At 71.4% G+C, this 12,252-nt stretch carries 14 protein-coding genes; 5 read left to right on the forward strand and 9 right to left on the reverse strand.

Annotated features, from left to right (window positions below):
* Positions 1 to 66: 66 nt before the first annotated feature.
* The 9 genes from hemB to hemE form a co-directional block, all read right to left on the reverse strand.
* Positions 67 to 1,050: a porphobilinogen synthase gene (gene hemB, locus KYX17_RS08450; protein ID WP_243226562.1), complete on the reverse strand. Its 984-nt coding sequence runs from the start codon at positions 1,048 to 1,050 to the stop codon at positions 67 to 69.
* Positions 1,047 to 1,850 carry a uroporphyrinogen-III synthase gene (locus tag KYX17_RS08455; protein WP_243226563.1) on the reverse strand — a complete coding sequence of 268 codons (804 nt, stop codon included), beginning with the start codon at positions 1,848 to 1,850 and terminating at the stop codon, positions 1,047 to 1,049. Before KYX17_RS08455 ends, hemB begins: the two co-directional genes overlap by 4 nt.
* A gap of 11 nt (positions 1,851 to 1,861) precedes the next feature.
* Positions 1,862 to 2,845 (reverse strand): hydroxymethylbilane synthase, encoded by a 984-nt coding sequence (gene hemC / locus KYX17_RS08460; protein WP_243226564.1) that lies wholly within the window; start codon positions 2,843 to 2,845, stop codon positions 1,862 to 1,864.
* Positions 2,846 to 2,873: 28 nt separating this feature from the next.
* Complete coding sequence (hemQ, locus tag KYX17_RS08465) at positions 2,874 to 3,551, reverse strand: hydrogen peroxide-dependent heme synthase (RefSeq protein WP_243226565.1); 678 nt, start codon at positions 3,549 to 3,551, stop codon at positions 2,874 to 2,876.
* Between the two features lie 84 nt (positions 3,552 to 3,635).
* Entirely contained in the window at positions 3,636 to 3,908 is a 273-nt protein-coding gene (locus KYX17_RS08470) for a DUF3618 domain-containing protein (protein WP_243226566.1), read from the reverse strand.
* Entirely contained in the window at positions 3,905 to 4,306 is a 402-nt protein-coding gene (locus tag KYX17_RS08475; RefSeq protein WP_243226567.1) for a phage holin family protein, read from the reverse strand. The genes KYX17_RS08470 and KYX17_RS08475 overlap by 4 nt, the downstream gene beginning before the upstream one ends.
* 1 nt (position 4,307) lies before the next feature.
* A complete protein-coding gene (locus KYX17_RS08480) occupies positions 4,308 to 4,718 on the reverse strand; it encodes a hypothetical protein (protein WP_243226568.1) in 411 nt (136 codons plus the stop codon).
* 89 nt (positions 4,719 to 4,807) lie between these two features.
* Positions 4,808 to 6,262, reverse strand: coding sequence for a protoporphyrinogen oxidase (hemG, locus tag KYX17_RS08485; RefSeq protein WP_243226569.1), 1,455 nt, complete (start codon positions 6,260 to 6,262; stop codon positions 4,808 to 4,810).
* On the reverse strand, positions 6,259 to 7,338 hold the full coding sequence (hemE, locus tag KYX17_RS08490; protein WP_374208944.1) for a uroporphyrinogen decarboxylase: 1,080 nt from the start codon (positions 7,336 to 7,338) through the stop codon (positions 6,259 to 6,261). The genes hemG and hemE overlap by 4 nt, the downstream gene beginning before the upstream one ends.
* A 69-nt stretch (positions 7,339 to 7,407) precedes the next feature.
* Here hemE and KYX17_RS08495 point away from each other — a divergent pair, with 69 nt between their 5' ends.
* From KYX17_RS08495 to KYX17_RS08515, 5 genes are all read left to right on the forward strand, one after another.
* Positions 7,408 to 8,718, forward strand: coding sequence for a glutamyl-tRNA reductase (locus KYX17_RS08495; protein WP_243226571.1), 1,311 nt, complete (start codon positions 7,408 to 7,410; stop codon positions 8,716 to 8,718).
* A gap of 428 nt (positions 8,719 to 9,146) precedes the next feature.
* Positions 9,147 to 9,542, forward strand: coding sequence for a hypothetical protein (locus KYX17_RS08500; RefSeq protein ID WP_243226572.1), 396 nt, complete (start codon positions 9,147 to 9,149; stop codon positions 9,540 to 9,542).
* Positions 9,539 to 10,111, forward strand: coding sequence for an HhH-GPD-type base excision DNA repair protein (locus KYX17_RS08505; protein ID WP_243226573.1), 573 nt, complete (start codon positions 9,539 to 9,541; stop codon positions 10,109 to 10,111). The genes KYX17_RS08500 and KYX17_RS08505 overlap by 4 nt, the downstream gene beginning before the upstream one ends.
* A gap of 43 nt (positions 10,112 to 10,154) precedes the next feature.
* Positions 10,155 to 10,739, forward strand: a complete 585-nt coding sequence (locus KYX17_RS08510; RefSeq protein ID WP_243226574.1) for a hypothetical protein — start codon at positions 10,155 to 10,157, stop codon at positions 10,737 to 10,739.
* A gap of 113 nt (positions 10,740 to 10,852) precedes the next feature.
* Entirely contained in the window at positions 10,853 to 12,238 is a 1,386-nt protein-coding gene (locus KYX17_RS08515; protein ID WP_243226575.1) for a glycine--tRNA ligase, read from the forward strand.
* Positions 12,239 to 12,252: the final 14 nt, after the last annotated feature.

The following is a 12,252-nucleotide window of genomic DNA, read 5'->3' on the forward strand; positions in this document are numbered from 1 at the left end:
TCCGAGGATCTCGCCGCATCCGATGCGGTCCGGTCCGCATCCGGTGCGTGCGGATCGGATGCGGTCTCAGCGGCTCTCGCGCAGCCACGCGGCCGCCTCGAGGGCCCAGTAGGTGAGGATGGCGTCGGCGCCGGCGCGGCGGATGCCGAGAAGGGACTCGGTGATCGCGCCGCGACGGTCGATCCAGCCGTGCGCGGCAGCGGCCTCGATCATCGCGTACTCGCCCGACACCTGATACGCCCACACCGGGACCTCGACGGATGCGCGCACGTCGGCGAGCACGTCGAGGTAGGGCAAGGCGGGCTTGACCATGACGATGTCGGCGCCTTCGGCGACGTCCACGACGGCCTCGCGCACGCCCTCGCGGCCGTTGCCGGGGTCGAGCTGGTAGGTGCGGCGGTCGCCCTTCAGCTGCGAGTCGACGGCCTCGCGGAACGGGCCGTAGAAGGCCCCCGCGTACTTCGCCGCGTAGGCGAGGAGGATGGTGTCGGTGAAGCCTTCGGCGTCGAGCGCGGCGCGGACATGGGCGACCTGGCCGTCCATCATGCCCGAGAGCCCCAGCAGGTGGCTGCCGGCCGAGGCCTGCGCGATGGCCATGGCTGCGTAGCGTTCGAGGGTCGCGTCGTTGTCGACGGCGCCATCCGGGGTGAGTACGCCGCAGTGGCCGTGATCGGTGAACTCGTCGAGGCACAGATCGCTCTGCACGACGAGAGCGTCGCCGACCTCCGCGACCAGCGCCGCGGTGGCCACATTGAGGATGCCGTCCGGGTCGTCCGCCCCCGAGCCCACGGCGTCGCGAATCGTCGGCACGCCGAACAGCATCACTCCGCCGACACCGGCCGCCGCCGCATCCGCCGCCGCGCGACGCAGCGAGTCGAGCGAGTGCTGCACGACACCCGGCATGGAGCCGATCGGCTGGGGTTCGCTCAGGCCTTCTCGCACGAACATCGGCAGCACGAGCTGCGAGGGCGCCAGATGCGTCTCGCGCACCAGCCGTCGAACGGCGGGTGACTGGCGGAGCCTGCGCAGGCGATGGGTGGGAAAGCTCACGGCTGGAACTCGTCGGCCGCGTGCGGAAGCGCGAAGTGCGACACGGCTTCGATCAGCGCGTCGACGGTCTGCCGGTCGGCCACGACGGAGACACCGAGTCCCGCACGGCGTGCATCGTTCGCGGTCTGCGGACCGATCGCGGCGATGACGGTCGATTCGGGGATGTCGGGGAACTGCAACTGCACCTGCTCGGCGACCGAGCCGCTCGTGACGAGGATCGCGTTGATGCGGCCCGATGCCACGTCGTGGGCGATGCGTTCGGTGACGGGCACGCCGACCGTGCGGTAGGCGACGACGCTGCGCACATCGTGCCCGGCCTCGGTGAGCTTGCGGGTCAGCACGGGCTTGGCGATCTCGCTGCGCAGTGTGAGGATGCGGCGGGGTTCCGGCTCGAGCGCGATCATCTGCTCGGCCATGCCGGCAGCGGAGTTGTCGCGGTCGGGAACCAGATCGACGCGGTAGCCGGCGGCCTGCAGTGCGGCGGCGGTCGTCTCGCCGACGGCGGCGACCTTGGTGGAGGGGGGAATGACCGCGCGGTAGGCGAAGAGCACATCGACCGTGGTGGCGCTGGTCATGGTGACCCAGTCGAAGCGGCCCGCGGCGAGGTCGGCGAGAGCGGCCTCGAGCGTCTTCTCGTCATTGGTCGGAGCGAAGTTGATGAGGGGAGCGACGACCGGCACCGCGCCCTGCGAGCGCAACGTCGCTGCCACCCCGTCGCCCCAGGGGCCGCCGCGAGGCACGAGCACGCGCCAGCCCGTCAGGGGCTTGGCGGCTTCGTGCCGTCGGGGCTCTTCGTGCATGGCTTCGGCTTTCATGGTGAGACCTCGGCTGCTCCACGCTCGAGCAGCTCGCGTGCGACGTCACGCCCCGTTTCGCGTGCACCTGCGATCGGGTCGTCATCGCCGGCAGCTCTTGCACCATCGCCGCTGCCTGTCGGCCCAGCATACCCGTCCCTCACGCACAGGTTTCTCTCAGCTTCGATCGCGCGACTACCGTCCGCCGCGTAGACCGCGGCGCGCACCTGCAGCTGATCGCCTTCGAGCACGGCGTGCACGCCTACCGGCGCCGAGCAGCCCGCATCCAGCCCTGCGAGCACCGCTCGCTCGAGGGCCACCGCGATGCGGGTCGCGGCGTCGTCGAGTCGTCCGATCGCCGCGAGCAGGTCGTCCGGCGCGTCTTGGCGCGCTTCGACGGCGAGCGATCCCTGACCCGGAGCAGTCGGCCACTGCGCGAGCTCGAGCGGCTCGGTGAACAGGCCACCGGCGGCGCCGCCGAGGCGCGCGAGTCCCGCCGCCGCGAGGATGACGGCATCCAGCTCTCCGTCGCGCACACGCGACAGTCGCGAGTCCACGTTGCCGCGCAGGTCATGCGCCACGAGTCCGGGGTTGCGGCGGCGCAACTGGGCGATGCGGCGGGGCGAGCCGGTACCGATGACACTGCCCGCGTCCATCTCGGCGATCGGGGTGCCGTCGCGCGTGATCACGACGTCGCGGGCGTCTTCGCGCCGAGGGGTGGCGGCGATCACGAGGCCCGGAGCGTCGGCGGTGGGCAGGTCCTTGAGCGAGTGCACGAGAAGGTCGCACTCGTCGGCCAGCAGGGCCTCACGCAGACGCGTCGCGAACACGCCGCGTCCGCCCAGCTGAGACAGCGAGGCGCGCGAGACGTCGCCCTCAGAGGTGATGGGAACGAGCACGACCTCGCGTCCGGACACCGTCGCGAGCAGATCGGCGATCTGCTGCGACTGGGCGGTGGCAAGGGCGCTGCGCCGAGTACCCAGGCGCAGCGGTGCGCTCACGCTCCGCTCCGGCGATGGCATTCGTGGGTCACGACAGAACCTCGGCGACGGCCGAGGTGGGGATGAGGCGGCCCGTGAAGAAGGGGACCTCCTCGCGCACGTGGCGACGCGCCTCGGTGTAACGCAGCGCCCGCATCATGTCGACCAGATCGCTCAGCTCATCCGCCTCCATGGGCAGCAGCCACTCGTAGTCGCCCAGGGCGAAGGAGGCCACGGTGTTCGCGACCACGTTCGTGTACGCGGCGCCCTTTCGGCCGTGGTCGGCGAGCATCGCGCGACGCTCCTCCTCCGGCAGCAGGTACCACTCGTAGCTGCGCACGAAGGGGTAGACCGTGAGCCACTCGCGGGCGTGCTCGCCGCGGAGGAAGCCGGGCACGTGCGAGCGGTTGAACTCCGCGTCGCGGTGCACGCCCATCGCGTTCCACACCGGAAGCAGATCCTGCAGCAGGTCGGTGCGACGCAGGCGACGCAGATCGCGCTGCAGGTCTTCGGCGACGGGGCCGTGCATCCAGACCATCAGATCGGCGTCGGCGCGCAGTCCGCTGACGTCGTAGAACCCGCGGATGGTGACGCCGCCCGCCTCGATCAGCTCGACGAGAGCCGCGAGCTCCGTGTCATCCGTCGCAGTGACCGGTTTGGCGGGGTCGCGGCGAAAAACCGCCCAGAGGGTGAACTGCGTGGACGTCGACTCGGGTGCGGAGCTCATGACCTCCAGTCTCACCCCGTCGTCGTCAGACGCCAAACGGCGACCGCCGGTGCTATCCGCGATGCGTCGACGCGGGCGAGGCGATCAGCGCACGTAGGCGCGGATGGCGCCCCACACGACGACGCCCGCGGCCGCCGCGGCGCCGAGGACGGCCAGCGTCGCCGCCGCCGGCTCCTCGCGAGCGAAGCGGCGGAACTGGGCGATGCGGCGCTCGGCCGCCGTCCCCACGCGGCGCGGGACGTTGGCCTTCTCCTCGATCGCGGCCAACGTCGCCTTGAGCTCCGCACGTGCCTTCTCGACGGGGTCGGTGATGCCCAGGGGGACACCGGTGCGGGGAACGGGAACCGGAGCGGTCATTCGCCTGCCTCCTTCACGACGCGCACGTCTTCGGCGATGTGGGATGCGGGGTTGTCCTTGCCGATCCTGCGGAAGCGCAGATAACCGAGCAGCGCCAGGACGACGGCGATGAGCAGCATCGCGCCGAACAGCACGAGGGCGGCGACCCAGGGCTGCCACCATGACGAGAGCCCGATGATGATGAACGCACCGAGCGCCGGGATCGACCAGAACAGGATGAATAGAGCGCCCAGCATGAGGCCGCCGCCGATACCGGCGTTCTTGGCCGCCTTGCCGAGCCACTTCTTCGCGGAGTCGATCTCCGCCGTCACGAGGTTGCGGACGAGCTCGGGGACCTCGCCGACCAGGGTCAGCAGGCTCTTCTCCGACTTGTCACGGAAGCCGCGGGGGGTGGTCATGTCACTTCCCGCCCGAGGAGGAGTCGCCCGTGCTGCGCTTGGCGGCGGGACGCTTCGCGGTCGTGGAGGGCGTGGACTTCTTCGCGGCCGATGCCGTGGTCTCGGCGGCGTCCGCGACATCCTCCGCCGCGTCGGCGCCGGCGTCGAGCGCCGCATCCAGACGCTGACCGGGGGTCCCGTCGGTCGTGACGGCCTTGGTGATCTTCACCGCGCCGCTGAACAGCGCGGTCGGCACCGCGAGCAGCGCGGACTTTCCCACCTCCTGCAGCTTGCCGACCTGCTTCTGCACGGGCGCCAGGTTCCACACCTTCTGCGCCTGCGTCTTGATCTGTTCGTAGCGCTCACGGCCTGCGCGCGTTCCGAGCACGTAGCCCGCTGCCAGTCCGATGACGAGTCCAGCTTTGCCCCTCATGGGGTCTCCTCACGTTCGGGGTGGATCAAGCGAGTGTGCGCCCAGCGTAGCGCTGTATGCCGTTCGGGTTATCCGGTTGACATGCGCGCTCAATCCTGAGAACGCGGCGACCCCCACAGTGCCGAACGGCGCAGTCGATCGGTCTCTTCGCGAGCATCCGGGACGACTTGGGCGAGCCCGGTTCCCGACAGCCATGCGCCGACCGCGCCGAGGCCCGGAACGGCCCGGATGGCACCGCGTGCTGCGGCGGTGTGCTCCGTGCGCCCGATGACGGATGCGGGTTGCGACTGCACCCAGCGGGCGCGATGCGAACCCCGCACCGAGGCCGGGTCGAGGCGGACGCCGAGCAGGGCGGATGCCTCGTCGAGCGCGAGCGCCGTGGCGGCATCGTCGCCGAGCGGGGCGGTGGCCGGGTCTTCGCCCTGGGCGCCGAACGAGACACGGATGACGTGCACGCCGGGGCCGGCCGCATCCGCGATCCACTCCCATTTCGCGCTCGCGTGGGTGAGTGCCTTCGCACGGTGCGAGCCCGGCACCGTGAGCACGCCGGTTCCGCGCGGCGGGGTGTTCAGGCGCGGCTCGTGCACGACCAGGGTGACGATCTCGACCACCGGCGGCGCGCTCGTCATCGGCTCCAGCGTCGGCACGACCGGCACGAGCAGACGGCGCGCCTCGTCCTCGGTGGTCGCGACGACCACGAGGTCGGCCTCGATCTGTTCCTCAGCGACGGTGAGCGACCACAGGTCGCCGACACGCTCGAGCGCGGTCACGGCGGCATCCGTGCGCACCTCTGCCCCCAGCTCCTCGAGACGGGCGACGAGCGCTCGCACGAGGCGCGTCATGCCGCCGCGGAGCCCGGCGACCGCGCTTCCGGGGGTGCCGGTGCTGCGTCCGCGAAGCTCGCCCACAGCGCCGCTGAGTGAACCCGCGCGGGTCAGTGCGGCGTTCAGGCCGGGGGCCGCGAGGTCCACGTCGATGTCGTCGGGGCGCGCCGAGTAGACGCCGCTCGTGACGGGGGCGACGAGGCGGTCGAGCACGGCCTGGCCCATGCGGCTGCGCACGAGGTGGCCGAGGCTGCGGTCGTGCCCGATCGTCAGCGGCGGGCGCAGACGATCCAGGTAGGCGCGCCAGGCGCCCGACCACCCGATGACGTGCCGCACGTTCGGCTCGAACGGATTCTCCGGGATGCCGAGCACCCCGCCGCGCGGCAGGGGCGCGGCCCGTCCGCCGGGAAGGCCCGCGACCCAGGCGCCGCCGGCGGCAGGGGTCACCACCTCGTCGCCGATGCCGAGCTCGTCGATCAGAGCTCGTACCGTGCCGCCGCGCGTCGCGTAGCTCTCCGCTCCCACATCCACCGAGAGTCCCGCGACCTCTGCGCCGCGCAGCACGCCGCCGGGCTGCGCGGATGCTTCGAGTACCGTGACGCGGAAGCCCAGTTTGGCGAAGTCGAGGGCTGCGACGAGACCGGCCACGCCGCCGCCGACCACGACGGCGCGTGTTGCCTCCGCCCGCGCGGCGAGATCGTCGAGATCGGCCGCGCTCACGCCTGCTCCTCGTGCGCCAGCTCGACGATGCGCGTCAGCACGTCGGGGTCGGTCTCGGGCGGCACGCCGTGTCCGAGGTTGAGGATGTGGGCACGCGCGGCACGCCCGCGCGTGATGACGTCGCGCACGTGTTCCTCGACGATCTGCCACGGCGCCTGCAGCAGTGCGGGGTCGATGTTGCCCTGCAGGGTGACGTCCTGGCCGAGGGTTGCGGCCGCCTCGTCGAGCGGTGTGCGCCAGTCCACGCCCACCGCATCCGTCGTGCCGTCCAGCCGCATGTCGGTCAGCAGGTGTCCGGTGCCGACGCCGAAGTGGATGCGGGGGGCGTCCGTTCCGGCCAGCGCCGCCCGCGAGTGGGGGGCGACGTAGGTGCGGTAGTCGGCCACCGACAGGGAGCCCGCCCACGAGTCGAACAGCTGCACGGCGGAGGCTCCCGCATCCGTCTGCGCGGCGAGGAAGGTGCGCGAGACCTCTGCGAGCCAACCGGCCAGCGCGTGCCACGACTCCGGGTCGGCGTGCATCAGCGCCCGGGCGCGCAGGTGCTCCTTCGACGGCCCACCTTCGACGAGGTACGCGGCGAGCGTGAAGGGCGCACCCGCGAACCCGATGAGCGGGGTGTCGCCGAGCTCGTCCACGACGATGCGCACGGCTTCGCGCACCGGTTCCGCCGCGGCGGCGACCGCCTGCGGATCGATGTCCACGATGCGGGCGACATCGGATGCGGTGCGCACCGGGTCGGGGAAGACGGGCCCGCGTCCGGGCTCGATCTCCACGGCGATGCCCGCGAGGCGCAGCGGCACCACGATGTCGCTGAAGAAGATGCCCGCGTCCACGCCGTGACGGCGCACGGGCTGCAGGGTGATCTCGGCCGCGAGGTCGGGGGTCAGGCAGGCGTCGAGCATGCGGGTTCCCACGCGCAGATCGCGATACTCCGGCAGTGACCGCCCCGCCTGACGCATGAACCAGACCGGGAGGCGGTCGGTGCGCTCGCCCTTCAGGGCGCGGATGAGGGAGGAGGAAGCGGGTCCGGTGGAGCTCACCCCGACATCCTCGCATCCGGTGGGTGAGGGCCACATGTCGAGCAGGTGCACGTTCGTGCGCAACCTCCCGCGGCCGGTGATTTCGACGCGGCGTACAATCAATGCGTGCTGTTGTGTGTCAGCGCGAGTCACAAGACCGCGTCCTTCGAGCTCCTCGAGCGACTCAGCATCCACACCACCCGCGTCGCCCCCTTGATCGCCGAGCACGACGAGTGCGTGCAGGGTGCTGTCGTCGTGGCGACCTGCAACCGCTTCGAGGCGTACGTCGACATGGACGAGCCGGTCACTGCGGCCGAGGCCGTCGGGCTCGAAGCGGCGCTGTCGGCGATCGAGTCCGCTACGGGCGTCTCGGCCGAGGAGTTCTCCGGCTCGTACGAGGTCATCTCCGGCCCCCGCGTCGCGCAGCACCTGTTCGCGGTCGCGTCGGGTCTCGAATCGGTCGTCGTCGGCGAGGGCGAGATCGCGGGTCAGGTGCGCCGGGCGCTCACCGAGGCGCGCGGTGACGGCACGACCTCGCCCGAACTCGAGCGACTGTTCCAGCGCGCATCCGAGACGCAGCGCGGCGTCAAGAACAGCACCGCGCTGGGTCGCGCCGGCCGCTCGCTCGTGCGCCTTTCTCTGGATCTCGCGTCGGCGCGGTTCGCCGACTGGGCGACGCTGCGCGTCCTGCTCGTGGGCACCGGCTCCTACGCGGCCGCGACCCTCGCGGCCCTCCGCGAGCGCGGCGTCACCGACGTCACCGTGCACTCGCCGTCGGGTCGAGGTGAGCGCTTCGCCCGCAAGCACGGCCTCGCGGTCGCGGATGCGGCGGGCTTCGCCACGGCCGCCAAACTGTCGGATCTCATCATCACGTGCACGAGCGTCGAGCACCCCGTGCTCAACGCCGCGGCCTTCGGCGACGAGCCGTCCCCTGCACGGACGGCTCCCGGGCACGACCGGCACCGCCGTCTCGTGATCGACCTCGGCCTGCCCCGCAACGTCGACCCCGACGTCGCGACCGTCAGCGGCACCGACCTGCTCGATCTCGAGACCATCCGCGTGCATGCCCCGCTCGAAGAGCTGCAGGCGACGGATGCGGCCCGCGCGCTCGTAGCCGACGCCGCCCAGCGCTTCGTGGTCGTCGGCGAACGCCGCGCGGTCGCGCCCGCCGTGGTGGCGCTGCGCACCCACATGTTCGAGTTGCTCGAGGCGGAGATCGCCCGCGGGCGCCGTCGCGGCGACGACGAGCGCACCGAGCAGGCGCTGCGTCATCTCGTGGGCCGGCTGCTGCACACCCCCACGACCCGCGCGCACGCCCTCGCCGAGCAGGGCCGTGCCGACGAGGTCTTCGCCGCGCTCGAGGTGCTCTACGGGCTTGCGCCGGAGGATGCCGCATCCGAGGACGACGGCGACGCCGCATCCGAGCTCGCCGGCTGACCCGCCCGCGCGTCGCCGGGCCGCCCGCAGCGCCTGCCCAACTCGCGCCGTGCGTCGTCGCCCGCCGGCCGTTTCCCCGTCTGAGATCGACGCTCCGCCCACCGCCTCGTCGTCCCTCCGGACGCCTGCCTGATCCCGCCGTCGCCTTGTCGCCCGGCCGGGCTAGCTCACCCCCCCGCCGGCCTGCCCGATCAGCTCGCCTGTCACAGATCGACGCTCCGCCGTCGATCTGTGACAGGCGAGCGCGCGGGGGTGGTGTTCCCCTGTCAGAGATCGACGCGTTGGCGTCGATCTCTGACAGGGGAACGGGCTGGCGGCGCGCTGGCGGCGCCCCCGGCACTCGCCCCCACCCGCCCCACAGCCTCCGCCCATCCCTGCCGCCCCGCCCATCCCTGCCGCCGCGGTCCGGGGACTGGCACCATGGAGACATGCGCGCCGAAGCACCCGCCGCCTCTCATTGGGCGCCTGACGTCCTGGAGGCCATGAAGGGTCGGACGAACTTCCGGGTGAGCGCACCGGTCACCCTGATCGCGGGGTGTCTCTGGGACTTCGGCGAGGACGAGCTCGCCGAACGCGCCCTGGCGATGAGCGCCGACGATCACGCCGCCATCCTTCGGATCGCCGCGGTCTACGAGAACCCCCGATACCCGCTTCCCGTGGTGGGGCGGAGCATCACGCACGGGCACGTGGATGCTCTGGCGGCGATCGCCTACTTCGAGGGCGCGTTACGGCCCCTCGCGCAGAACCGACGCCGGCCGCAGAAGAACCGCCCGGATCGGTTTCGCACGCCCGTACCTGCCCCGCATCACGAAGGAGACGCATGAGCGCCGACCTGCATATCACCGCCGACGAGAACGCCGACGCACTGCTGACGCGCGACCCGTTCGCCCTGCTGATCGGGATGCTGCTGGACCAGCAGGTCGCGATGGAGACCGCGTTCGCCGGGCCTCTCAAGATCCTCGACCGGGTCGGCACGCTGGAGCCGGCGGCGCTCGCGGCGTACGACCCCGAGGCTTTCGCCGCGGCGTTCGGCCAGACCCCCGCCGTGCACCGCTTCCCCGGATCGATGGCGGAGCGCGTCCAGAAGCTCAGCGCCGAGATCGCCGACCGGTGGCACGGGGATGCGGCGGCGATCTGGAGCGAGGGCGACCCCGACGGCCGCGAGGTGCTGAAGCGGCTCAAGGCCCTGCCGGGCTTCGGTGAACAGAAGGCGAAGATCTTCCTCGCGCTGTTGGGCAAGCAGCGCGGGTTCACCGGCGCCGGATGGCGCGAGGCATCCGCTCCGTACGGCGAGGAAGGCTCGTTCCGCTCGGTCGCCGACATCACGAGTCCCGAGTCCCTCGCGAAGGTCCGCGAGACGAAGCGGGCCGCGAAAGCGGCCGCGAGGAGCTGAGCCCTCAGGGAAGCCATAGGCGCCCCCCGGTTACAGTGCAGGTATGCCGAATGGGGGAGATGCCGCGTCTGCGAGGCCCGCGCGCCGTGGGGCGGCGCGCACCGGGGTGGCGACGGCAGCACTGCTGATCGCGGCTCTCGCATTGGCAGGATGCGGCGCGCAGCCGCGCCCGGCGCCGAGCGCGACGGCGCTCCCGTCCGGCATCACGGCCACCCTTCTGCCCGCGACGCCCGCCCAGGGTGCCGACGAGGTCCGACTGTGGGTCGAGAACACGACCGACGAGAACCTCGCGCTCACCCGCATCCGCATCGACGCTCCGGGATTCGCCGGCATCGGTCGCAAGGTCGGCTCGGGAAGCATCGAGGTCGAGGCGGGCCAGAGCGCCGAGATCGTGGTGTCTCTGCCGCAGATCCGTTGCGAGGCGGACGCGAGTGCGCCCGCGGGAGCGGATGCGGCCCCGGTGCCCACTCCCTCTCCGTCGGTGAGCGGCGCGAGCGAGGACCCCACGGCGACGATCGGATTCGCGCTGGGCGCGGCCATCGGTGTCGCGGTGACGCCACTGGCCGATCCCGAAGGTGTCGTGGCGGCGCGGATCGCTGCCGCGTGCGCCGCCGCCCCCACCGGCTGACCCGCGCAGAGCGCGCGGCGGAGAGCGTGACCGGCGCGGATAGAATCGGATGATCCCGCGCCGCATCCCCGATGCGCCCGCGCGCCCTTCGCACAGCGACCATTGGAGCCACCGTGGCCGAGCAGTCCCGTCTCGACAAAGTCATCGCCCTCGCCCGCCATCGCGGGTTCGTCTTCCAGGCGGGCGAGATCTACGGCGGATCGCGTTCCGCCTGGGACTACGGCCCCCTCGGCACGGAGCTCAAGGAGAACATCCGCCGCGAGTGGTGGCAGACCTTCGTCCGCGGTCGTGGCGACATGGTGGGGCTCGACTCGTCGATCATCCTGCCCAAGCGTGTGTGGGAGGCATCCGGCCACGTCGCGACCTTCACCGACCCGCTGGTGGAGTGCTTGCACTGTCACAAGCGGTTCCGCGCCGACAACCTCATCGAGGACTTCGAGGCGCGCAAGGGGCGCCCCGCGGAGAACGGGCTGGCCGACATCCCGTGCCCGAACTGCGGCACGAAGGGGCAGTACACCGAGCCCAAGGCCTTCTCCGGCCTCGTGAAGACCTACCTCGGCGTCGTCGACGACGAGTCGGGCCTGTACTTCCTGCGTCCCGAGACCGCGCAGGGCATCTTCATCAACTTCTCGAACGTGCTCACCGCGAGCCGCAAGAAGCCGCCGTTCGGCGTGGGCCAGGTCGGCAAGGCGTTCCGCAACGAGATCACTCCCGGAAACTTCATCTTCCGCACGCGCGAGTTCGAACAGATGGAGATCGAGTACTTCACGCCGCCCGCCGAGGCGAACGAGTGGTTCGAGCACTGGGTCGAGGCCTGCTGGAACTGGTTCATCGATCTCGGCATCGACGCCGACAACATGCGTCGGCTCGATGTGCCCGAAGAGGACCGCGCGCACTACTCCGCCGGCACGATCGACGTCGAGTACCGCTTCGGGTTCCAGGGCAAGGAGTGGGGCGAGCTCATGGGCGTCGCCAACCGCACCGACTACGACCTGTCGAGCCACGCCGAGGCGTCGGGCACCAAGCTCGCCTACTTCGACCAGGCCTCGAACGCCACGTACACGCCGTACGTCATCGAGCCCTCGTTCGGCCTCACGCGCGCGATGATGGCGTTCCTCGTCGACGCCTACCGCGAGGAAGAGGTGCCGAACGCGAAGGGTGGCGTCGACACCCGCACGGTGCTCAAGCTCGACCCGCGTCTCGCGCCTGTCAAGGTCGCGGTGCTGCCGCTGAGCCGCAACGAGAACCTCTCGCCGCTGGCTCGGCGTGTGGCGGACGAGCTGCGCGGCCGCTGGAACGTCGACTTCGACGACGCCGGCGCCATCGGCCGGCGCTACCGCCGTCAGGACGAGATCGGTACACCGTTCTGCGTCACGGTCGACTTCGATTCGCTCGAAGACGACGCCGTCACGGTGCGCGATCGCGACACCATGACGCAGGAGCGCGTGCCGCTCGAGAAGCTGCACGCCTATCTGGCGGAGCGCCTGCGCGGCGCCTGAGGTCGATCAGCGTC

The sequence above is a fragment of the Microbacterium sp. CIAB417 genome, from assembly GCF_022788845.1.